The organism is Gordonia amarae NBRC 15530, from assembly GCF_000241345.1.
In the GTDB taxonomy this organism is placed as follows: Bacteria; Actinomycetota; Actinomycetes; order Mycobacteriales; family Mycobacteriaceae; genus Gordonia; species Gordonia amarae.
In genome coordinates this window covers 38060-61037 of record NZ_BAED01000061.1, presented here as the reverse complement: position 1 = coordinate 61037, position 22978 = coordinate 38060, and the positions used below count along the sequence as shown (strand labels likewise).

19 protein-coding genes and 1 pseudogene are annotated in these 22978 nt (G+C 67.3%); 9 read left to right on the top strand and 11 right to left on the bottom strand.

Annotated features, from left to right (window positions below; genetic code table 11):
- Positions 1–68: 68 nt before the first annotated feature.
- A pseudogene (locus GOAMR_RS17585) lies at positions 69–653 on the top strand (carboxymuconolactone decarboxylase family protein); the annotation flags it as partial.
- On the opposite strand, the gene GOAMR_RS17580 reads toward GOAMR_RS17585, so the two are convergent.
- Both GOAMR_RS17580 and GOAMR_RS17575 read right to left on the bottom strand, forming a co-directional pair.
- On the bottom strand, positions 644–1585 hold the full coding sequence (locus GOAMR_RS17580; protein WP_280109979.1) for a sigma-70 family RNA polymerase sigma factor: 942 nt from the start codon (positions 1583–1585) through the stop codon (positions 644–646). The pseudogene GOAMR_RS17585 and the gene GOAMR_RS17580 overlap by 10 nt on opposite strands.
- A 926-nt stretch (positions 1586–2511) precedes the next feature.
- Positions 2512–4173: a hypothetical protein gene (locus GOAMR_RS17575; protein WP_005190955.1), complete on the bottom strand. Its 1662-nt coding sequence runs from the start codon at positions 4171–4173 to the stop codon at positions 2512–2514.
- A 110-nt stretch (positions 4174–4283) separates the two neighbouring features.
- Between GOAMR_RS17575 and GOAMR_RS17570 the strand changes: the two genes are divergently transcribed.
- On the top strand, positions 4284–4697 hold the full coding sequence (locus GOAMR_RS17570; RefSeq protein ID WP_005190951.1) for a nitroreductase family deazaflavin-dependent oxidoreductase: 414 nt from the start codon (positions 4284–4286) through the stop codon (positions 4695–4697).
- Positions 4698–4782: 85 nt separating this feature from the next.
- Here GOAMR_RS17570 and GOAMR_RS17565 read toward each other — a convergent pair whose 3' ends face one another.
- The 3 genes from GOAMR_RS17565 to GOAMR_RS17555 form a co-directional block, all read right to left on the bottom strand.
- Positions 4783–5088: a DUF1416 domain-containing protein gene (locus GOAMR_RS17565; RefSeq protein WP_005190948.1), complete on the bottom strand. Its 306-nt coding sequence runs from the start codon at positions 5086–5088 to the stop codon at positions 4783–4785.
- A gap of 6 nt (positions 5089–5094) precedes the next feature.
- Entirely contained in the window at positions 5095–5934 is an 840-nt protein-coding gene (locus GOAMR_RS17560) for a sulfurtransferase (protein WP_005190946.1), read from the bottom strand.
- A gap of 365 nt (positions 5935–6299) precedes the next feature.
- Positions 6300–7259, bottom strand: a complete 960-nt coding sequence (locus tag GOAMR_RS17555; protein ID WP_005190943.1) for an LmeA family phospholipid-binding protein — start codon at positions 7257–7259, stop codon at positions 6300–6302.
- Positions 7260–7370: 111 nt separating this feature from the next.
- Here GOAMR_RS17555 and GOAMR_RS17550 point away from each other — a divergent pair, with 111 nt between their 5' ends.
- A complete protein-coding gene (locus GOAMR_RS17550; protein WP_005190940.1) occupies positions 7371–8144 on the top strand; it encodes a winged helix-turn-helix transcriptional regulator in 774 nt (257 codons plus the stop codon).
- Positions 8137–9030: a mycothiol synthase gene (gene mshD, locus GOAMR_RS17545; protein ID WP_005190936.1), complete on the top strand. Its 894-nt coding sequence runs from the start codon at positions 8137–8139 to the stop codon at positions 9028–9030. Before GOAMR_RS17550 ends, mshD begins: the two co-directional genes overlap by 8 nt.
- A gap of 96 nt (positions 9031–9126) precedes the next feature.
- Here mshD and GOAMR_RS17540 read toward each other — a convergent pair whose 3' ends face one another.
- The gene (locus tag GOAMR_RS17540) at positions 9127–10350 is read right to left on the bottom strand and encodes a citrate synthase (RefSeq protein ID WP_005190933.1); all 1224 of its coding nucleotides are present in this window, start codon (positions 10348–10350) and stop codon (positions 9127–9129) included.
- 81 nt (positions 10351–10431) lie between these two features.
- On the opposite strand from GOAMR_RS17540, the gene GOAMR_RS17535 reads away from it, so the two are divergent.
- A complete protein-coding gene (locus tag GOAMR_RS17535; protein WP_040515707.1) occupies positions 10432–11562 on the top strand; it encodes a citrate/2-methylcitrate synthase in 1131 nt (376 codons plus the stop codon).
- A gap of 13 nt (positions 11563–11575) precedes the next feature.
- Here GOAMR_RS17535 and GOAMR_RS17530 read toward each other — a convergent pair whose 3' ends face one another.
- Positions 11576–12712: an LLM class flavin-dependent oxidoreductase gene (locus GOAMR_RS17530; RefSeq protein WP_005190928.1), complete on the bottom strand. Its 1137-nt coding sequence runs from the start codon at positions 12710–12712 to the stop codon at positions 11576–11578.
- Between the two features lie 241 nt (positions 12713–12953).
- On the opposite strand from GOAMR_RS17530, the gene pstS reads away from it, so the two are divergent.
- The 4 genes from pstS to pstB all read left to right on the top strand — a co-directional run bounded on the left by pstS (position 12954) and on the right by pstB (position 16923).
- Complete coding sequence (gene pstS / locus GOAMR_RS17525) at positions 12954–14018, top strand: phosphate ABC transporter substrate-binding protein PstS (protein WP_005190926.1); 1065 nt, start codon at positions 12954–12956, stop codon at positions 14016–14018.
- A gap of 140 nt (positions 14019–14158) precedes the next feature.
- Positions 14159–15193, top strand: a complete 1035-nt coding sequence (gene pstC / locus GOAMR_RS17520; RefSeq protein ID WP_005190924.1) for a phosphate ABC transporter permease subunit PstC — start codon at positions 14159–14161, stop codon at positions 15191–15193.
- Position 15194: 1 nt separating this feature from the next.
- A complete protein-coding gene (gene pstA / locus GOAMR_RS17515) occupies positions 15195–16097 on the top strand; it encodes a phosphate ABC transporter permease PstA (RefSeq protein ID WP_005190921.1) in 903 nt (300 codons plus the stop codon).
- 49 nt (positions 16098–16146) lie between these two features.
- Complete coding sequence (gene pstB / locus GOAMR_RS17510; RefSeq protein ID WP_005190919.1) at positions 16147–16923, top strand: phosphate ABC transporter ATP-binding protein PstB; 777 nt, start codon at positions 16147–16149, stop codon at positions 16921–16923.
- 165 nt (positions 16924–17088) lie between these two features.
- On the opposite strand, the gene phoU is transcribed toward pstB, so the two are convergent.
- The 4 genes from phoU to GOAMR_RS25385 form a co-directional block, all read right to left on the bottom strand.
- Complete coding sequence (gene phoU / locus GOAMR_RS17505; protein ID WP_005190917.1) at positions 17089–17751, bottom strand: phosphate signaling complex protein PhoU; 663 nt, start codon at positions 17749–17751, stop codon at positions 17089–17091.
- Positions 17752–17865: 114 nt separating this feature from the next.
- Complete coding sequence (locus GOAMR_RS17500) at positions 17866–20205, bottom strand: LCP family protein (RefSeq protein WP_005190914.1); 2340 nt, start codon at positions 20203–20205, stop codon at positions 17866–17868.
- 463 nt (positions 20206–20668) lie between these two features.
- Entirely contained in the window at positions 20669–21874 is a 1206-nt protein-coding gene (gene dusB / locus GOAMR_RS17495) for a tRNA dihydrouridine synthase DusB (protein WP_085949080.1), read from the bottom strand.
- Positions 21871–22869: an acyl-ACP desaturase gene (locus GOAMR_RS25385; protein WP_005190909.1), complete on the bottom strand. Its 999-nt coding sequence runs from the start codon at positions 22867–22869 to the stop codon at positions 21871–21873. The genes dusB and GOAMR_RS25385 overlap by 4 nt, the downstream gene beginning before the upstream one ends.
- Positions 22870–22978 lie beyond the last annotated feature (109 nt).

Below are 22978 nucleotides of genomic sequence, written 5' to 3'. Positions count from 1 at the left end.
TCGACCTTATGAACGCCCGGGCGTCACACTTCGGCCGGCTGTCTCGTCCGATGGGTATGAGTGAGATCAGAACGCGAATCGAACCGCTGTCCCCGCAACGCGCCGGTCTGCTGACCCGGCTGATGTACCGGATCGCCAAGCGGCGTTTCGGTGAGGTGCCCGAACCCTTCACCATCGCCGCCCACCATCGAAAGCTGCTCGTCGCCAACGCCGTCCACGAGACGATGCTCGAACGCGGGTCGACGGTGCTGCCCGGTGGGGTCCGCGAACTGGCCGTGTTCTCGGTGGCCCGCACCGTCGGCTGCTCGTGGTGCGTGGACTTCGGTTCGATGCTGATGCGCCTCGACAACCTGGACGTCGACCGGCTCCGGCACATCGACGACTACACAACCTCCGAACTGTTCAGCGACGACGAACGTGCCGCCATCGCCTACGCCGGCGCGATGACCACAGACCCGCACACCATCACCGACGAACAGGTCGACGACCTGCGCCACCGATTCGGCGACGACGGCGTCATCGAGCTGACCTACCAGATCGGGGTGGAGAACATGCGGGCGAGGATGTATTCGGCGCTCGGCATCACCGAGCAGGGCTTCAGCTCCGGCGACGCCTGCCGGGTGCCCTGGGCGACCGATCCCGCTCAGTCCTGACCAGGATCCTGCCGCAGTGGGGAGCCGGTGAACTTGTCCGGGTTGGCGATGTCCCACAGCGCGCACACCTTCCCGTCGCGCACCGTCATCACCGTGATCCGCGGATTCAGCTCCGGGAAACCGTCGACCGGGGGTGCACCCGGCGTGTAGGTGCCCAGTTCGCCGTTGATCCGGGCGAGCTCGGACCCGGCCAGCCAGTTCGGGCCGTACCGGCGGGCCAGGCCGAACAGGAACCGGGCCACCTTGTCCGGGCCGGTGATGACCCGCGGCGCGGTGGGTGCCCGCCGGTTGGCGTCGCCGGTGAAGGTGACATCCGGATGCAGCAGGCCGACCACGGCGGCCAGGTCGCCGGAGGCCAATGCGGCCATCAGTGAGCCGGCGATCGCGTTGTGCTCGTCGGCCGGCACCGGTGGGGGCGCCCCGGCCACCGCCTTTCTGGCTCGCGAGGCCAGTTGGCGTGCGGCCGGTGCGGTGGTGCCCAGCACGTCGGCGATCTCCGGGAACGGCACACCGAAACCGTCGTGCAGGACGAACGCCACCCGCTGATCGGGGTTCAGTTGGTCGAGCACCACCATCACCGCGAACCGGGCGTCCTCACCGGCCACCACCACATTCAACGGATCGCTCTTGCCCGGATCGGCCTGCAATCCGATCACGACGGGTTCGGGAAGCCACTGTCCCACATAGCTTTCCCTGCGATTCTGGGCCGACCGTAGTCGGTCCAGTGCGAGACGACCGACCACCGTCGTCAGCCACGCCCGAAGATTGTCGATGGTGTCGCCGTAGCCGGCCCACCGGATCCATGCCTCCTGCACCAGATCCTCGGCGTCGGCGTAAGTACCGGTGAGCCGGTAGCCGACGGCCAGCAGATGTGGTCGCAATGCTTCGAACTCGTCGTTAGCGGCGCTTGTCGGTGGCGTATCGATGGGCACACCTCGAGCTTAACCGTGCCTGGAAAGTGAAGATGCACCATAGATCTCCCGCCGTTCGAGGCCGTACTGATCGACGACTCGCTCCCCGCGGGGGATTCTTCAACTTCCGGATGTCCTTTGATCTCAAGGGCGTCGACGATGGTCATCTTCTCTTTGCAGGAATTGAGCTGTTTCTCCGAGAGGATATCCCACGAGTCGTCGTCGTATGTCGACACACTATATTCGACCATTGCCAGGAGAACCTGAGCGTGCATTGCCCGGATGTCGCCGTCCTCCGGTAGTTTCTCGTGGGCCGCTTTGAGGAGGTCATGTCCCTTATCGATGTTGCCGACCAGGGCCTCGGCGTATCCGACGGATGCGGAGTAGCTCGCGTCGTCCGGATCCAGCTTGCTGGCCCGGGAATACTCGGAAAGCGCACGCTCCATCTGCTCGTTGGCTTGCGGAATGTTGTCGTGTTCGATGCAGTCAATGGCAGCCTGTAGCCAGTCGTGTCCCTGTGCGCGGGTCGGTCGAGTGGTGTCACCGGTTGAGGATTGGTGTGGCCTATTTATCAGGGGGGACTTTTCTGTCGTGAGTAGTCGATCGCCATCGGCGATTCTCCTTTCCTGAGAAGAGTTGTCGAGGTGTCTGGGATGTCCAGATTAGGGATACGTGGGGGATGGTTGTCTACCGTTACGCCAGAACGATGTCCTCCAGCGCGAAATTTACCCTTGCGGTTGACCTCATTTATTGGGGCAAGAACCATTTCGCATATTCAACGGACCCCGGATCAGCCGGAGACCCGGACCGGACCTGTCAACTCGCCGCCGGCGCGGCTCGGTACCTGGGTGACCTGGCACAGCAGGATCGTCGCGCTGTATGGGTGCGACAGTCAATGGGCGGGACGAAGTCGGCGACGAGGGAAGGCGCGGGCACGCCGATCACGCTCAGTCGACCCAGAGGGGTGCGGAGCGGTTGGTACCGGCGTCCCAGCGGGCGTTGTGGACGATCACGCCGAGCGTGGTCACGGACACCGCAGGGTAGTGGATGTCGCTCGGGAACGTGATCGGGTGACGCGCGAGTTGCTTGCCGGTGACCGGGTCGATGACGGTCAGACCGTCGTTGTCGGCGACGATGACACCCGAACCTTGCCGGTAGGTGACCGCGTACTCGGCGGGATAGAAGTAGAACCGGTACCGCGGGTATGAGGTCACATACGGTTCGGCGAGGTCCAAGTGCCAGCGCTGAGAGCCGTCGTCGCCGAACCCGGCGAGGACCAGCGGTCCGCGTGTGTCTCCTGTCGATGCGCCGCAGGTCGCGATCACGAGAGTCGACCCGGTGTCGACCGCGGACGCACCGCAGATTCCGGTTGTGCCCGTGACCGTGCCGGCCCAGCGGGTGCCGCCGGAAACCGCGTCGCGGAGTTCCACGCGCAGCGGCAGCCTGTCGCATTGCACCGAGACCAGTACGCCGTCGCCGGCCGCCACCGCGGCGGCGTAACCGCAACTGTCGTCGGGCCAGTTCCGCTGCTCCTGCCATGCCGTCGACCAACGAGGCGTGCCGTGCGAGTCGGTGACCGTGACCTGCGTGACAACCTCGTCGCCACGGGTGAACACGAGGTAGTCCGTGCCCGCGCCCACCAGGACGTGGTCGCGTGACGGGGGATCGAACTCGCCGATCTTGCGCCCGCTGGACAGCCCCAGCGCCACGATACGTTTGCCGGCGGCCTTGACGTTGCGCGGCGTAGGTTTGTCGGTGCCCAGCGCACCCCACTGGGCGTAGCGCAGGTAGACGGAGTTGCCGCCGATGACGGGTGTGCCGAGCAGTTCGGCACCATCGCGTGCGAACTGCCACAAGGCTCGTTGCTCACCCGACAGCCGGGATGTCGGACCGGTGCGGCCCTCCACCACCATCCTGGGCGGCGCCTTCGATGACCCGTCGGGACCGGACTGCGCCGTCCGAACGGTGACCGTGCCCTGCGCTGACGACGCCAGCGTCACGGCCCGGTCACCGGCTCCCGCGGGTTTGCCCGTCAACTCGGTGGAGAACGTGGGCTGCCGCGCCGACGTGGCGACGCGCTGGTGATCGTTGAGGTGCGCCGGTATCGGGACGACCGCGGCCCAGACCATCGGCACAGACAGTGCCACGCCGGCCGCGGTCCCGACGGCCGGCCACCACACCGAATCGCGGCGGTCGTCGGGTCCGGTGACCACCGGCGCGAGCAAACCGTGCACAGCCAGCAGGAACAGAGCGAGCACCGTCAGCGTGCTGCGGCCGCCGACACCGGCACCACCGGGGGCGAAATGGTCGACACCGATGAGCAGGATCGTCAGCCCGGCTCCCGCCGCGACCCCGCCCGCGGCGGTGACCGCCCAGGTCGTGTGCCGCCACCACAGGAACACCACGAGGACGGCGCCGGCCAGCAATTGCCACGGTAGTGCTGTTCGCGGCGAGTGGCCGTACGACATCAGCCACTGCGGAAAGACGAACGACGCGACCAATGCGAGAGTGGCGGCGATCAGCGCACCCGAGGCAATCAGGTCGGCGACGGCGGCGGCCACCCCGCGCCACGATCCAGGCGATGCAGGGATCGTGCCGTGGGCGCTCATGCGCCCGATCGTAGGCAGATTTCCGGGATGATCGGTTGACGTCGATCAGCCGCATGACCTCGGCGCCGGGCATGATGGAGAGCGGACCACCACACGAAGGGACACACGAGATGGGCTCGTCCAAGCACCCCAACGCCACCCCCGAGACGCCGATGCTGATTCCGGGCAAGGTCGAGGACTTCCTCAACAAGTATTTCGCGCCGTTCGCGAACGCGAGCGCCAAGAAGATGCCGTTCTTCAGCGTCGTCAAGCATGTCGGGCGCACCTCCGGCAAGGCTTACGAGACGCCGGTCAGCTCGTTCCAGAAGGGCAATGTGTTGGCGATCGGGCTGGTGCACGGCAAGACCAACTGGGCCAAGAACGTGCTCGCGGCGGGTGAGGCCGACGTGAAACTGCCCAAGGGGAAGGTCGTACACATCACCAATCCGCGCATCGTGCCGGTCCGCAGCAATGCCCCCGAACTGCCCAGGCAGGCACAGGCCATGCTCAAGCGGTCCGCTGTGTTCGCCGCGGACATCGTCTGAGACGCCGACTCGCAGGACACCGGCCCGCAAGACGCCGACAGGCCCGGCCACCGTGAGGTGACCGGGCCTGTTCGGTACAGCCGATTTACTTGGCGACCGTGATGTCGTGCTCGTGAACGCCGGGACCTTCCGGGCTCACGGTGACATCACCGTTGCCGACCGAGCTGAGCGCCCGCAGCGTCCAGGTGCCCGGAGCGGCGAAGAACCGGAAGTCGCCCGTGGCGCTGGCCACGACCTCGGCGGTGAACTCGCCGGTCGAGTCGAGCAACCGGACAAATGCGCCGGCGACAGGAGCGCCCGCGGCGTCGGACACGGTGCCCAGGAGCACGGTCTCCTTCTCCACGTCAACGCCCGCCGGCAACTTCTGGCCCTGTTTGGGTGCACCACACATAACTGATTACTTTCCTTCTCCGAGTTCCACCGGCACGCCGACGAGCGAGCCGTATTCGGTCCAGCTGCCGTCGTAGTTCTTCACGTTCTTGTGGCCCAGGAGTTCCTGGAGCACGAACCAGGTGTGGCTCGAACGCTCGCCGATGCGGCAGTAGGCGATGGTTTCCTTCTCACCGTCGAGACCGGCCTCCTTGTACAGTTCGGCGAGATCCTCGTCGGACTTGAAGGTGCCGTCCTCGTTGGCGGCCTTGCTCCACGGCACGTTGATGGCGCCGGGGATGTGGCCGGGACGCTGGCTCTGCTCCTGCGGCAGGTGCGCGGGAGCGAGGATCTTGCCGGAGAACTCGTCGGGGCTACGCACGTCGACGAGGTTCTTGACGCCGATGGCCTCGATGGTCTCGTCGCGGAAGGCGCGGATCGAGGTGTCGGGATCGGCGGCCTTGTACTCGGTGGCCGGGCGGCTCACGGCGTCGGCCGACAGCGGACGGCCGTCGAGCTCCCACTTCTTGCGGCCGCCGTCGAGCAGCTTGACGTCCTGATGGCCGTACAGCTTGAAGTACCAGTAGGCGTAGGCGGCGAACCAGTTGTTGTTGCCGCCGTACAGGATGACGGTGTCGTCGTTGGCGATGCCGCGCTCGGACAGCAGCGCCGAGAACTGCTCGCGGTTGACGAAGTCGCGACGGACCTGATCCTGCAGGTCCTTCTTCCAGTCGAGCTTGATGGCGCCGGGGATGTGGCCGCCGTCGTAGGCGCTGGTGTCCTCGTCGACCTCGACGAAGACGGTCTTGTCGGCGTTGAGGTTCTGCTCAGCCCATTCGGTGCTGACCAGGACGTCGGAACGTGCCATTGTGGTGTCCTTTCGAAAGACAGGATGTCTCGATTTTCTTGGATCTTGCTGGTGGGGAGTCTGCAGGCCGACGGCACGGAGAGGCCGGGACGCTGCGGGCGTGGACATGGCTGTCCTTCGAGATGCACCGGGAACGGGACACTTCTGGGTGAAAGCGCTCACCCGTCGAGCGGAACGCGGCGCGGTCGCTGATCAGCGACAGCAACAAGTGGCGCAACGACAGAAGTCGATCGCGCGGCGACGGGTGAGAAGGAACTCACGGCGCTGTTGCATGGGGACGAGACTACAGGAGCCTGTTGCCGCGCCCACACCCACGGGGTGCGCGGCACCACCGGACATGCTCGACTACCGGATGGAAGCGCAGGTCAGAAGCTGTTCAGGCTGAGATCACGATGATCGGAACGGCCCTCGATGAGGATGTCGCTGCCCGCGCTGGTGACCGACGACGGTGACATCCCCCACGGCATCGGGATGGGTGGGAGCGCGATCGTGAACCGCTTGAGCACGGCCTGCAGCAGGTCCGCCTTGGCCGGGTTCGTGTCCAGATCGCCGGCGTCGGCATGCTCCTCCGGGCCCTTGTACAGCCCGTACGCGGACACCCGCAGGCGGCCGTCGCTGAGCGACAGGTCGACCAGCACGCTCACCCGGACCGTTTCGCCGGTGAACCCCGAGGCCGACGGGGAGGTCGCCGGGGTGGGCAGGCCGCCGGGCGGGGTGGGCGGCACGGCGACCGTCCCGTTGAGCACCACCCCGTGTGAGCGTGTGAGGACGCCGTCACCGGGTCCGCCGGCGCCGGCCTTGCCCGGTTCGGCAGGGGTGGTGACGTACAGGTCGGTGATGCCCAGCAGTCTGCCCAGGTTGGGGGAATCGAGCCGGACCGAGGCGGTGACGTCGTCGGCGGTGAGGGTGTCGCCGGAACCGAACCGGAAACCGCCGCCTGTGTCGGGCCTCACGGCACCGGTGAGCACGGTCATCTCCGCGAAACAGCCGCCGCGGGACTCGCAGCCTTCGATCGGCACCCCGCGGGCGGTGATGATCGAGCCGGAGAACTCGCCGTCGCGGGCGTGGTTGATGAACGGGAAGCCCTTGAGGGTGACCTGTGGTTCGTAGTCGACGCGCGGGGAGGTCAGCAGCGCCCGCGCCAGCGATCGTTCGGCCCGCACGGCCAGCGCGGCGTCTGTCAGATACGCCACCCCGGCGGCGGCGAGCACCATGACAATGATCACGATGAGCGGGCGGTTGTGCCCGAAATGCCGCCTTTTGCCGCTGGTGGGCGCGCCGGTACGACCTCGCGTATGCGCCTTGTTAACAGCCGGGTCCGACATTGGCGTTATTCTGTCATCTGTCGCGTACAAGGTGGTAAGGCGATGGACACAAAGCGGACCGGGTCCTAATACATTCCGGTCTGCCCGACGTAGCCGATCGGAGCTGCATTCGTGGATCTCCTGCTCCTCACCGCCGACCCCAACCCGGATTCGGTGCTGCCCGCACTGTCGTTGCTGGCGCACAACGTCCGCGTTGCGCCCACAGAGGTGTCGTCGCTGATGGAGGTCGGCAACGCGGATGTGGCGATCGTCGACGCCCGCACCGACCTCGCCGCCGCCCGCGGCCTGTGCCGTCTCCTCGGCAGCACCGGATCGTCGACACCCGTCGCCGCCGTCCTCACCGAAGGCGGCCTGGTGGCCGTCAACGCCGACTGGGGCATCGACGAGTTCCTGCTGCCCGCCACCGGCCCCGCCGAGATCGACGCCCGGCTGCGCCTGCTCATGGTGCGCACCCGTGGCCTGAGCACCGACGAGGCGGCCGGCAAGGTCACCCTCGGCGAGCTGGTCATCGACGAGGGCACCTACACCGCCCGGCTGCGCGGCAAACCGCTCGACCTCACCTACAAGGAGTTCGAACTCCTCAAATATCTGGCGCAGAACGCGGGCCGGGTGTTCACCCGCGCGCAACTGTTGCAAGAGGTGTGGGGCTACGACTTCTTCGGCGGCACCCGCACCGTCGACGTCCATGTGCGACGCCTGCGCGCCAAGCTCGGCAGCGAGCACGAGTCGCTGATCGGCACCGTGCGCAACGTCGGCTACAAGGCGGTCCGGCCCAACCGTGGCCGCAATGCCGCCCCCGACCAGGGTGCCGACGATCATGCCGACGACGACTTCGACGGCGCGGACGTGGACAGCATGGAAGGAGAGCTTGTCGCCGATGAGTGAGGTGCGGGTGGCCGATACGCTCACCGCCGACGAAGCCCGGTGGGCGCACGAGCTGATCGCGTCGGCCACCACCGCCGACGGTGTCGCGCCGCTGTCCGAGCAGGGCCGGCTGGCTGTCGACGGACTCGGCGACAGCACCGACGGTACTGTGCGGCACATTCTCCTACCTCACGGATATGCCGTCGTGGTGGTGGCTGCGGGTGACGGGTCGGCGATGATCGAGGCCGTCGTCGATCCGGAACATCGCCGCCACGGGTACGGCCGTGCGCTGGTCGAGGAGGCGTTCGCGCAGGCCGGGGAACTCGGTGTTCAGGCGAACATCTGGGCGCACGGTGATCTGCCCGGCGCCGCTGCACTCGCGACATCGCTCGGCCTGACCCGCAATCGTGAACTGCTGCAGCTGCGTCGGCCTGCGGGAGACGGCTCCGACCTGCCTGAGCAGGTGGTGGATGAGTCTATCGAACTGCGCACCTACAACGGACCTGCCGACGACGCCGAGATCCTGCGGGTCAACAACGCGGCCTTCGACTGGCACCCCGAACAGGGTGGTTGGAGTCTTGCGCAGATCCACGAACGAACCGGTTCCGACTGGTTCAACCCCGAAGGGCTGTTCCTCGCCTACGACCGGGAATCATCGCAGCTCTTGGGTTTTCACTGGACCAAGATGCAGTCGCCGGAACTGGCCGAGGTGTACATCGTCGGCGTCGACCCGGCCGCCCAGGGTCGCGGCCTCGGCCGGCTGCTCACCCTGGCCGGCCTGTATTACTTTGTGCGCGTGGGTGCCTCAGAGGTCATGCTGTACGTCGAAGGCGACAACACCGCCGCCCTGAACACCTACGAGAAACTCGGATTCACCCGGTACGCGGTGGATATCGCATACGGGTGAGAACACGCTCGGCTCACCGGGTTTCGAGGCTCCTCGCCTAGCGGCTCGTCGCGCCTCAACCGGCATCGGGGCCGGTGTATCAGGTGGTTGGTACGACTAGGGCCGGACTCCGGTGTAGACCCCTTCGGGGCGGAACCGGAGACGGCGTTCCTGGTACTCCTCGAGGGCGTGTGCGGTCCAGCCGGCCGTTCGGGCGAGAGCGAAGATCGTCTCGGCCGCATTGTCATTCATCCCGAAGCTCAGCGCCATGGCGGCGAGAGCGAGGTCGGAGGTGATGAATCCGTGATGCTCCTCCCGGGTGTCGATCGACCTGGCGACGACGTTCAGCGCGGCTACTGGCCGGGGGTCGGGAGGGTTTGCTGCGGTGAGGAATTCGATGATGCACTCGGCGCGGGGGTCGCGGTGCGAGTAGACGACATGACCGGTTCCCGGGATGGGGGTGTCGGCGGCGATGCGTTCGGAGACGGCCCTTTCCGGGTTGTCCAGGGCGGATTGCAGAAAACGGTAGGCCATCGTGGTCGCACCGCCGTGCATCGGTCCGTCGAATGCGCCCAGGCCGGCACTCAGAACTGCGTAGATGCTGCCGCGGGCGCTGGCCGCCACCCGCGCGGCCACGGTGCCCGCGGACAGGTCGTGGTCGGCGAGCAGGACCAGCGCGGCGTTGAGCAGGGAGGTTCGTTCGGGTGAACCCGGTTCGGTGGTCAGGTGTGGCCATAGGCGTTCGGCCACAGTGCCTTCGGGATCGACAACAGGTTCACCCACGGCTGCGATCGCGGTGGCCATGACCAGGGCGGCCGACGATGAAACCGATTCCGGGTCGATGCGATGGCGCAGAACTTCGTGGGCACCAAGAAGATCCACGACGATCCGGATGCGATCGAGGTCTCGGGCGCTGTCGCCGCACACCGCTCGCACCGAGGCGGCGACCTGCTCATCGGCCGGTTGGTCCGGCCACGGCACCTGCCATAGCATTCCCGCGACTTCCTCGAATGCTGTTGTGCGGGCGAGTTCCCGCGCATCAAGGCCGCGGTAGTACAGCGTGTCGTCGTGCAGGTGGGTGACCTGGGTCCGGATGCGTTCGACGACACCCGACGGTGGTCGGTTACGGGTGCCCGACAAGAGCTTCTCCACCTCGTCGACACCGAAGACGCTGCCATCGTGGCCGTCGATCCGGCTGCTGGTGAGCCGCCCGCGGCTGACGTACGAGTAGACCGTCGCCGGTTTGACGCCGAGGACCCTGGCGACCTGTTCGGTGGTCAGGTAGTCGCGCCCGTCATGGTGGATCGGGGCAGGCCAGCGCCGGGAATGTGTCCGCTTCACACATTGATTAAATCAACATTGACTGAGCTTGCTCAAGGTTGTCATCGTGGCGGGAGGGCAACCGCACCAGAGGAGCACACAATGAGCGAGACGATGATCGCACCACCCGGACTCAGCGGAGTCGTGGTCGCCGACACCGAGATCGGGGACGTGCGCGGGGACGAGGGCTTTTACCACTACCGGCAGTATCCGGCGATCGAGCTGGCCCGCAGCAGCAGCTTCGAAGAGGTGTGGCATCTGTTCGCTCACGGACACCTGCCCGACGAACCCGAGCTGGCTGCGTTCGGCAGGAAGGTCGCGACAATGCGCCCCATACCGGACGAGGTCGGTGGGATCGTCGCGTCGGCGGCGTTGCTTGGCGCGCCGCGAACCGAGCTGTCGGCGTTGCGTACGGCGCTGTCCGCGGTCGGCGCCGCAGCCGGGGCCCGTCCGCTGTGGGATGCGACCGACGAGCAGGCACTCGGTGACGCTCTGCGCGCTGCGGCGGTGACACCGACGCTGCTGGCGGCCATGTACCGGCTACGCAACGGTGACGATCCGGTGCCCCCGCGCGAGGATCTTCCGGTCGCCGCGAACTGGCTGTACATGCTGACGGGCCACGAACCCGCACCGCACTACGCGCGCGCCGTCGAACAGTACCTGATCGCGACCATCGATCACGGATTCAACGCCTCCACATTCACCGCGCGGGTGATCGCCTCCACCGGTGCGGATGTGTACGCCGCGATATGCGGTGCCATCGGCGCTTTCTCGGGGCCACTGCATGGCGGTGCGCCCGATCGGGCACTGGATTCACTGGATGAGATCGCCGCCCACGGCAACGCGGCCGGGTGGGCGCGGCAGCAGGTCGCCGAGCGCAAACGCATCATGGGATTCGGTCACGCGGTGTACCGCACCACCGATCCTCGGTCAGAGCTGTTGCGCGGCATCGCCGTTGAGTTGGGTGGCCCGCTGGTCGATCGGGCGCTGGAGGCCGAGCGAGCCGTCACCGATGTTCTCGCGCAGGCGCACCCGGACCGTCCGCGCTATGCCAACGTCGAATTCTATGCCGGAGTGGTGATGGAGAGCTGCGGGATCCCCCGGTCGATGTTCACCCCTACGTTCGCGGTGAGCCGCGTCGTCGGATGGTGTGCGAACATTCTGGAACAGTCCAAGAGCCGCAAGATCATTCGGCCGGCTGCCCGATATGTGGGTACTCCGCCGCGGCGGTGACCAGCGGGACCGGTCAGCCCTTCAGCAGTGGGATGAGGAGGTCGGCGGCGATCTCGGCCTCGCGGGCCAGGGGCCAGCCCGACAGGATCCAGGCGTCGACGCCGGCCTGTTCGCCGACCTTGCGCATCGCCTTGGCGACGTTCTCGGCGCTGCCGACGAAGTAGGTGCCGGTGCCCTTGCCCGCGATGTCGAAGGGAGGCTCGGCGGCGGTCCAGGTGGTCAGGCCCGCTGCCATGTTGGGGGCGAACTCCAGCGCCGAACGATCGGGGAGCTTTCCGGCGCGCAGGGCCTCGATGCGGGCGAGGACCTGCGGGTCGTCGCTGGTCAGGTCGTCCAGGCCGGGGTATCCGAAGCTCTTGAGATTGCGGTCGGCGGTGGCCAGCACCGTCTCGGGCCGGGTCTGGGTGAGTTGCCACTCGAACCGGTCCCACGCCTCCTCCTCGGTCTCCCGGACGATGACGCTGGCGAGCACGCCGAACCTGAGGGTGCGTCGGCGTTCGGCGGCCGCGGTGCGGACCTTGTCGAACAGGGCGGTGAGGGCATCCGGTTCGGACATGAACGACAGGTACACGTCGAGTACGTCGACGGCGTGCTCGATGCCCTCCGGGGAGGCGCCGGTACCCCAGATCGGAAGTCCGCCCGGCTGTCGCGGCCCGGGGATGGCCGGCTTGTACCGCTTGTCGTAGGAGAAGAACTCACCCTCGTATGCGTCGGTGTCGTCGAGGTACAGGTCCTTCACCTTGGACCAGTACTCCGACGACAGCCGGTAACGCTCGGCCTTCGGGGTGAACTGTCCGTAGCGCCGCAGCACCGGGTCGGCGCCGTTGACCTGGTTGATGATGAGCCGGCCACCCGAGTACTGGTCGAACACCTGGGCTTCCTCGGCCATCAGCACCGGCGGTTTGACGCCGGGGTAGCAGGGGATGAGGAAGCGCAGGTCGGTGGTGTCGCCGATCAGGGCGATGGGTTCGCGGGCGGTGGTCAGCGCGCCGTAGAAGCCGAGCCGGTCCAGGGTGCGGGCCTGGTGACGGATGACGTCGAACGACGGGGTGACCCGCTGCTCTGGTTCCCAGGGCGCCTCACCGTCGGTGGGGTTGATGTACCAGAGGAACGCCGGGTCGCCGGGATGGAAATCGTCTGCGTCGCGCACAAAGGCAAGGCTAGCCTAGTTACTGCCCCGGTGAGCAACGGCAGTGGTCACACCGTACCTTCCGGTATCGCCCTTAACGCCCCGCGCTATTCACTCCCAGTTCACCTCGCGTCGAGAAGTCGGCCACTGGTCGCCCCTAGCGTCAAACCGGACACCGGCCCCGGGACTCCCGGGGCGCCGGTGACATCTGCCCCGACAGTCGTGTGCGGGCGCATGTGATGAGCGAAAGGCGACACCAGAGGTGAAGATTTCCCGTAAAGGCGCGGCTCTCGCGCTGACCGCGGCCGCGGCGACCGTGCTGGCGACCTCGTGCAGCAGCGACGGAGACAAAGCGATCAGCGGTGAGGGATCGACCGCACAGCAGAAGGCAATGGAGCACTTCAGCGACAAACTCGCCGAAAACACCGACATCATCCTGGACTACACCGGAAGCGGCTCCGGCGACGGCATCAAGAAGTTCATCAGCGGAGACGTCGACTTCGCCGGCTCCGACTCGGCACTCAAGGACGCCGAGATCACCGACGCCAAAGCCCGCTGCGGCGGCAACGACGCCTGGCACATCCCGCTCGTCGCCGGCCCCGTCGCCATCGCCTACAACCTTGAGGGCGTCGACAAGCTGACCCTGAACCCGCAGGTCCTCGCCGGGATCTTCGACTCGAAGATCACCAAGTGGAACGACCCGGCCATCGCCAAGCTCAACCCGGGCGTCACGCTGCCCGACACCGCCATCAAGCCGGTGCACCGCAGCGACAGCTCCGGCACCACCGACAACTTCCAGCGCTTCCTGCAGAGCGCCGCCCCCACCGCGTGGCCGTACGAGCACAGCAAGGAATTCCAAGGCAAGGGCGGTTCGGGCGCGGCCAAGTCGACCGGCGTCGGCGACACCGTGAAGAAGTCGCCCGGCTCGATCACCTACGTCGAGTGGGGCTTCGCCACCGAGAACAAACTCGGCATCGCGGCCATCGACTTCGGATCCGGCGCCGTCCAACTCAACGCCGAGAGCGCCGGCAAGGCCCTCGACGCGGTCAAGTTCACGACGCCCGGCAGCAAGGACCTCGTCGTTGACACCGACGCGCTGTTCGCCTCCCAGGAACCCGGCGCCTACCCGCTCGTGCTCACCCCGTACTCCATCGTGTGCTCCACCGGCTACGAGGACTCGGAAATCAGCAGCACCCTCAAAGAGGCCTTCACCAAGATCCTCGACGAAGGTCAGGAAGGCCTCGGCGAGGTCGGGTACGTGCCGCTGCCCGACGGCTTCAAGACCACGCTCCGGACCACCATCGACGCCCTGGACTCCGGCAACTAGGGCGTGCCCACGGGCCGAACCGGCGGGAGACCCGGTGCCTGATCCGGCGGGCGCAGGGGCGGCGTCCGCGTGAGACACTCGATACGTCGCGAGGAAGTGACATGACCAGGGCAGATGATCGGACCAGAACAGGGAGAACGATGACCTCCCTCACCAAGGGGCCGAGCCCGGACAGCGGCGACGCCATGTCCGGACACGACACCGGCGGCACCCCGCCGGACGGGAAGGGACGGGTGCTCGGCACCGACGGCGGTAAACGGCTCGGCGACGTCATCTTCAAGAACCTCGCCGTCGGGTCGGGCATGCTGGTGACCGCGGTCATCTTCCTGATCGCCGCGTTCCTCGTCGCGCAGGCCGTGCCGTCCCTGTTCGACAACAAGGCCAACTTCTTCACCTACCAGGGACAGTGGGTGACCTCCGGCGGCGACCTACGATTCGGCATCCCGCGCCTGCTGTACACGACGATCTTCGTGTCGGTGATCGCGCTGCTGATCGCGATGCCCGTCGCCCTGGGCATCGCGATCTACCTCACCGAGTACGCGCCGAAACGGCTCGTCGGACCCATCACCTACACGGTCGACCTGCTCGCGGCTGTTCCGTCGATCGTGTACGGCCTGTGGGGCATCCTCGTGCTCGGGCCGGTGCTGCAACCCATCAACGAATGGCTCGTCGGGCACCTGACCTGGCTGTTCCTGTTCCAGGAACCCGAACAGGCCACCAACATGGACACCGGCGCCACCCTGCTGACCGCCGGTATCGTGCTCGCGGTGATGATCCTGCCCATCATCACCGCCGTCACCCGCGAGGTGTTCGCGCAGACTCCCGTCGGGCATCGTGAGGCCGCCCTCGCGCTCGGTGCCACCAAATGGGAGGTCGTGCGGGTGGCCGTGCTTCCCTTCGGCAAGTCCGGCTACATCAGCGGCGGCATGCTCGGCCTCGGCCGCGCCCTGGGCGAGACCATGGCCCTGATGCTGATCATCTCCTCGGCCGGGCCGATCAACTTCAACCTCATGGAGAGCGGCGAGACCTTCGCCAGCAAGATCGCCCTCAACGCCGCCGAATTCGACTCACCGGCCAAGACCGGTGCGTACATCTCCGCGGGCCTGACCCTGTTCGTGCTGACGTTCATCGTCAACGCCGCCGCGCGTGCGGTGGTCAGCGGAAAGGCCAACTGACATGTCGATAACCCTCGACGACCACGGGGCCGTCCCCGTCAAGAACACACCGTCCGGATTCACCCCGCTCAGCCGCCGCCGGACCGTCACCGACAAGGTGGTGCGGGTCCTGGTCCTCGCCGCCCTGCTGCTCGCCCTGGTACCGCTGGTGTGGCTGACGATCACCCTCGTCAGCAAGGGCATCGGCCCCGTCATCGACCCCGAATGGTGGACGAAACCGCAGATCCGTGGCGGTGCGGCCAACGCCATCATCGGCACCCTCATCCAGACGGCGCTGGCCGCGGTCATCTCCGTGCCGCTCGGCATTCTGGTGGCGATCTACCTGGTCGAATACAGCGACCGGACCTCGCCGATGGCCCGGGCCACCACCTTCATGGTCGACATCCTCTCCGGCGTGCCGTCGATCGTGGCCGCGCTTTTCGTGTACGCGGCCTGGCGCACCACCCTCGGCATGGAACGCTCCGGTTTCGTCGTGGCCATCGCGCTGGTGCTGCTCATGGTGCCGCTGGTGGTGCGGTCCACCGAGGAGATGCTCAAGATCGTCCCGCAGGATCTGCGCGAGGCGTCGTACGCGCTCGGCATCCCCAAGTGGAAGACGATCGCGGCGATCGTGCTGCCCACCGCGCTGTCGGGCATCGTCACCGGCGTGATGCTCGCGATCGCACGAGTGATGGGCGAATCGGCGCCCGTGCTGATCCTTGTCGGATCCACCCGCGCCACCAACTGGAATCCCTTCGACGGCAGCCAGCAGTCGCTGCCGCTGATGATGGTGCAGGAATACGGCAAAGGCCCCGGCTCCTTCGACAACGTGTGGGGTTCAGCGCTGACGCTGGTCATTCTCGTGGCGATCATCTACTTCGGCGCCAAGGTCGTCTCGAAGGCGTTCTCCCCTCAACAGTCCTGACATAACCGGCATCTCCGCATGCCGGATCTCTCCCCAGAACGGACCGATCATGGCCAAGCGCCTCGACATCAAAGATCTGAATATCTATTACGGCAACTTCCACGCCGTCAAGGACGTGAGCCTGGAGGTGCCGCCGCGCAGCATCACCGCGTTCATCGGGCCGTCGGGCTGCGGTAAATCCACCGTGCTGCGCACCCTCAACCGGATGCACGAGGTCACCCCGGGCGCGTACGCCGTCGGCAGTGTGCTGCTCGACGGTGAGGACATCTACGCCAAGAACGTCGACCCGGTGAGTGTGCGCGCCACCATCGGCATGGTGTTCCAGCGGCCCAACCCGTTCCCCACGATGTCGATCCGCGACAACGTTGTCGCCGGCCTGCGGCTGCAGGGGGTGCGCAACAAGGCCGAACTCGAGGAGGTGGCCGAACGTAGCCTGCGCGGGGCCAACCTGTGGAACGAGGTCAAGGACCGGCTCGACAAACCCGGCGGCGGACTGTCGGGCGGTCAGCAGCAGCGGCTGTGCATCGCCCGGGCCATCGCGGTCTCGCCCGCGGTGCTGCTCATGGACGAGCCGTGCTCGGCGCTCGACCCCATTTCGACGCTCGCGATCGAGGACCTGATGGGTGAGCTCAAGAAGGACTACACGATCGTCATCGTCACCCACAACATGCAGCAGGCAGCCCGGGTGAGCGACCAGACCGCGTTCTTCAACCTCGAAGGAGTGGGGCAGCCCGGTCAGCTCGTCGAGATCAACGACACCGAGACCATGTTCACCCACCCGGCCAAGAAGGAGACCGAGGACTACATCTCGGGCCGGTTCGGCTGAGGTTTTCGCTGGTTGAGGTGTGAGGAGCGCTAGCGACGAGCCTCGAAACCGGGCGAGCCGACAATGTCATCTCACCGGGTTTCGAGGCTCCTCGCCTAGCGGCTCGTCGCACCTCAACCGGCGAAGGGGAAGGGGGCCCGAACCGGCGACGAGGGAGGCTGGCGGCTAGGAGGCGTCCTCGAATTGTTCGGGGAGTTTGCCGGTGGCCTGGAAGAAGACGCGGCGGCCCACCATGACGGCGTGGTCGGCGAAGCGTTCGTAGTAGCGGCCCAGCAGGGTGACGTCGACGGCTGCGGCCACACCGTGATCCCAGTCCCGGTCCATCAGGACCGTGAAAAGGTGACGGTGCAGGTCGTCCATCGCGTCGTCGTCCTCCTGCAGACGGGCGGCGGCCTCGTGGTCGAGGGAGTTGAGCACCTCGCGGGCGTTGTGGGCCAGGGCGATGGCCAGCCGGCCCATCTCGGCAAAGTAGCCGTTGACCTCCTCGGGGAGGGCCTTGGCCGGGTGGCGGCGGCGGGCGACCTTGGCCACGTGCAGCGCGAGGGCCCCCATCCGGTCGACGTCGCCGACGATCTGGAACGCGCTGACCACGCCGCGCAGATCACCGGCCACCGGTGCCTGCAGCGCGAGCACCGCGAACGCCTGTTCCTCGGCCTGCGTCGCCAGCGCGTTCATCCGATCGTGGTCGGCGATGACCCCCTCGGCGAGCGCCAGGTCGGCCTGCAGAAGTGCCCGAGTGGCACGCGACATCGCAGCACCGGCCAGCTCGCACATATCACCCAGGATCGTGTTCAGCCGCTGGAGCTGCTCTTGATAGGCGGTACGCATATGGTCCAGATTACTTGGCCGGGTGATCGGGTCGGCGAGGTCGCAATGAACGTCGCATGAACGTGCCCTGTCGCACATGCCGCGGTGGGGTGTGAGCCGCCGGGTTCACCGAGGTCAGGAGCAGGTGGTGTCGCCTGCGTTGGTGACGGTCAGGTCGTTGGGCAGGTTGCTGCCGCGGGCCGCGGGCAGCTTCTTCACCGACAGGGTCGAACCGGCCGCGGGCTGTTCACCGATGCTCTCGCTGTAGTCGTGGCCGAGGATCACCTCGACACCCGATTTGACGTTGCGGTCGGGCTGGATGGAGGCTCCCGGGATCATCGCGGCCACCGTCGCGGCGGCGTCCTCCTCACCGGTGCCGTACCGGACGACGGTGTCATCGCGTTGCTCGGAGGCGTCGGCGATACCGGGGATGACGAAGCCGAGCGGGGCGAGCAGGTCGGCGGCGGCGCTGGCCACACCCGCCTGGCCGGTGCCGTTGAGGACGCGGACCGTCACCTGGGTGGGATCGAGCGCGGTCGCCGACACCGTCTGCGGCTTGGCCGTGGTGGACGACGGGCTGCTCGAGGTGGAACTCGACGAGCCGGTCTTCTTGTCGTCCTTCTTCTTCTCGTCTTTCTTCTTTTTGTCCGACTTCTCCTTGTCGGCCTTCTTCTTGGCCTCACCCGGCAGCGGGTCGTCGTCGATGATGGCGTTGAAGATGGCGTTGACGTCGTCGGTGCGCGGGATCTCGTTGTTGGACCCGTCGGTGGAGGTGCCCGACGTGGGGATCGTCACGAAGCTGACCCGGCCGGCGTCCATGCCCTGCATCGACTCGGCCAGCTTGATCAGCGACTTGGTGTCGACGCCGTCGACGAAGCTGTGGTTGATGAACGTGTTGACAATGCCGTTGAGCTTGCCCGGGTTGGACAGCACATTGCCCGACAGCGTCGACCGCAGCAGAGACGACATGAACAGCTGCTGGCGTTTGATACGACCGTAGTCGCCGTTGCCCTCGGTCTCGATCTTGCGGGCGCGCACATAGTTCAGGGCGTAGCGGCCGTTGAGCTTCTTGGGACCTTTCTTACGCAGGATCCAGCCGAGTTCGTAGTCGTAGAGGGGGACCGTCGAGCACACCTCGACGCCGCCGATGGCGCGCACCACCTTCTCGAAACCGTCGAAGTCCATCGCGATGAAGTGGTTGATGTTGAGGCCACTCATCGCGGTGAGCACCTGCACCAGGCATTTGGGACCGCCCTCGGCATACACCGAGTTCAGCTTGACCGCCTCGGCGGCCGGCAGCACGTTGGCAGCGTCGTAGGTGCCGTTGTCGTTGTCCCACGACGAGCAGTCGGGCCGGTCGACCTGCAGGTCACGCGGGAACGAGACGGCGACGACGCGGTCGCGGTCCGACGGCACGCTGACCAGGATGACGGTGTCCGAGCGGGCACCTTCGACGTCGTCGGCGCTGCCCGCACCCAGGGTGGAGTTCTTGCCGCCACGGGTGTCGGTGCCGACGATCAGATAGTTCTCGTCGCCGTGCTGGGCGTCCTTGTTGCGGATGTTGTCGTCGCCGGAGTCGAGGGCCTCGATGGACCGCCAGTTGCCGTTCACCGACTGGATGTAGCCCCACACGAATCCGGTGCCGACGAGCGAGAGGACACAGGCCACCGCCACCAGGATGCGGCCGGTGATGGTCGCGTCGCGGACCAGCGCCTTGCGGCGGGCGGCTTTCCCTCGGGCCGCGGCCACCCGGGTGCGGGCCGCGGCCAGGTCGGGGGTGCGTTGCAGCGGGCGGGCCCGGCCCTTGATCAGCGAGCGGGCCGGCTGCTCGGGCTCGGTGGCCGGCGTCTCGGCAGCTGTCTCGTCGTCGGCTGTGAGAGCTGCGACGGAGACCGGTTCGGTGTCGGCCGGCTCCGCGGTCTTGTCGGCTGCCGGCGGCACGGGGGTTTCCGGCGCCGTGTCGTCGCCGACGACCGGGATGAGCTCTGTCGGTGTGTCGTCCTGGCCGGACCGCGCGGGGGCGACCGGGGGGATGACGTCGAACGGGGCGTCCGACGGGGCGGGTTCCTGGCCGCGGGATTCGGCGATCGCACGCCGCCGGGTGGCCTGCTCGGACAGGTCGACATCGGCGTCGCGGTCACCGATCGTCGGGATGCGCTGGGTGACGTCGAGGCCGGGCGGCGCGACGGGTGGGCGGTTGCGGCCCTGCGGCGTACCGCCGGGCGGGGGCGGGGAGGTGTGTCGGCCGGGCCTGCCTCCGGGCCGGGGCGGGGGGACATCCCGGATCGGGGGCCGCGGCCGCTGCTCACGGCGGTCGCGCGCCTCGGCGTCGCGCTGGTTCTGGTCCCGGTCGCCACGGAACAGCGACCCGAACCGGTGCGCCATCGTCGGCGACTCGTCGGGCTCCGGCTGTCCGGCGTCGTCGAAGGCCTCACCCTCGGCGTTCATCTGCTCGAGCAGCTCACGCACCGTCATCCGGGAACGTCCGCGCACGTAGCGATCGTTGGTGCTGGGCTCGTGGAGTCCACCCGGGACGGGCGGGATCACCTGGGGGCCGGGACGGCGCGGCGGTTGCGGCCCTCGCGGCGGCTGCGGCGCGGGCCGTCCCTGAGGGCCGGGTTGACCTGGGGCGCCGTGCCTGCCCTGCGGGCCGCGTCCACGCTGAGGGGGCGGGCCCTGGTCGGGTCGGCGTCCGGGCGGGGTGTCGTCGCCGGTGTCACCGGAATGCGGACCGTCGGGTCCGGACTTCCTGCGGCTCACGTGCGTCGGCTACCTCTCGCGTCTGGAACTCGATACCCCGACCTTCAGCGCCTTACTGAAGTGCATCGAATGTACCCACTGGTGTGGGCATCCCAAACATCCTACCGAGCGCACCTGAGAAGAATCGATCGGCGCGGCCCCGCCGTGGTGCGCGTCTCAGTGATTCCCTGGTGCCGGCTCAGCCGCCCGAATGCATGATCTCGGCACCCTCGGGGACGATGTCCTCGTACGGGTCGTCGAGCCAGCCTTCGGGCAGGGCCACCTTCGCGGGCGAACCCTGCCGGCCGCGCGGGCCGTGCCCGTCGGTCGGGAACGGAGCATCCGCGGGCAGTGCGCCGACGAGTTCGCGCAGCTCATCGAGGCTGGTGACCAGCGACATCCGCGAGCGGATCTCCGACCCGGCCGGGAAACCGCGCAGGTACCAGGCGACGTGTTTGCGGATCTCGCGGCAGCCCTTGAACTCGCCGCCGCCCTCGAGGTGGTCGTAGTGGGCGATCAGCAGCTCGCAGTGCCGGATGATGATGTCCGACACCTGGCCCAGCGTCGGGGCCTCCGGGGCGGGACGGCCGTTCAGCAGCGCCGACAACTCGGCGAACAGCCACGGCCTGCCCAGGCAGCCACGTCCGATGACCACGCCGTCGCAGCCGGTGCGCTCCATCATCGCCACCGCGTCGACGGGTTCGAAGATGTCGCCGTTGCCGAGCACCGGCACGTCGGTGACGTGCTCCTTGAGCCGGGCGATCTCGTCCCAGTCGGCGGTACCCGAATACCGCTGCGACGCCGTGCGGGCGTGCAGCGCGACCGCCTTCGCGCCCTCGGCGGCGGCGATCCGGCCCGCGTCGAGGTGGGTGCGGTGCTCGTCGTCGATGCCGATGCGGAACTTGACCGTCACCGGGATGTCGGTGCCCTCGGTGGCCCGGACCGCGGCGGCGACGATGCGCTGGAACAGCTTGCGCTTGTACGGGATCGCCGATCCGCCGCCCTTGCGGGTGACCTTGGGCACCGGGCAGCCGAAGTTCATGTCGATGTGGTCGGCGAGATTGTCGTCGACGATCATCTTGGCCGCGGCGTAGGTGTACTCCGGGTCGACGGTGTACAGCTGCATCGACCGTGGGTTCTCCTCGGGGGCGAACGTGGTCATGTGCATCGTCACCGGATGCCGCTCGACGAGCGCGCGGGCGGTGACCATCTCACAGACGTACAGACCCGATACCGTGCCGGTGCGCTCGAGTTCGAGTTCGCGGCACAGGGTGCGGAAGGCGACGTTGGTGACGCCGGCCATCGGCGCGAGTACGACGGGACTCGCGAGTTCGATGGAACCGATGCGTAGCGGCTCCCGGGCGGGTGCCCGGGTGTCGTCGGAGGCGGCGAGTGTGGTGCTCAGGATGCCTTCTTTTCCTGCCGGGCCTTCTTGAGGGCCTCGCGGGCCAGCGAGCGGTCGCGCATCTCCTCGAACTTGACGGTGTCGCGTTCGAGCTGCTCGAGGAAGGCGGCGAGCTCCTCGCGGGTCTTCTCGCCCTCGGGGCCGAAGTCGTCGCGGCCGAACACATCCCACTTGCGCAGTACCGGCATCAAGACCTCGTCGAGGTGCTGGCGCAGGTCGTAGATGCCGTGCTTGGCCATCAGCACGCCGTGTCGGCGGAAGTTGGGCATGCCCGCGCCCGGCATCTGGAAGTTGGTGACGATGTCGGTGACCGCGCGCAGCGTCTGGTCGGGGGCGATGTCCATGCCCGCGCCGCAGACGTTGCGGTAGAACTGCATGTGCAGGTTCTCGTCGGCCGCGATGCGCTGCAGCAGCTTGTCGGCGATCGGATCGTTGCAGGCCTTGCCGGTGTTCTTGTGGCTGACTCGGGTGGCCAGCTCCTGGAACGTCACATATGCCACGGCCCGCAGCAGCCCCGCCTGGCCGCCGGCGGTGAGTTCGCCCGCGCGGTCACCGGCGGTCAGCTCCGGGGAGTAGCCGTTGGTCATGTGCGTCATCCGGGCCTGTTCGAGGGCCACCGGGTCGACGCCGCGCGTGACGACCAGGTAGTCGCGCATGGCGATGCCGTGGCGGTTCTCCTCGGCGGTCCAGCGGCCCACCCAGTAGCCCCACGCCGAGTCCATCGAGAAGTTGTCGGCGATCACCCGGTGATAGGACGGCAGGTTGTCCTCGGTGAGCAGGTTGGTGATCATCGCCGCCTGGGCGACATCGCTGAGCCGGGACTGCTCGGGGTCGTAGTCGACACCGCCGAGCGCGGCGAAGTTGCGGCCCTCGTCCCAGGGCACGTAGTCGTGCGGATTCCAGTCTCGTGCTGCCTTCAGATGGCGATTCACGTTGGCTTCGGCAACGGACTCCAACTCTCGTAGGAGTTCCAATTGCGTCAGTTCACGGGTCATTGCAGTCCTTCGGGCAGATCTGGGGTAGGGCCGGTCGGTGCCCTACCATACGGCACACTCCAGCGCACACCCAAGTCCAGGTTACGGTTCCGTAGCCAAGGTGTCAGTT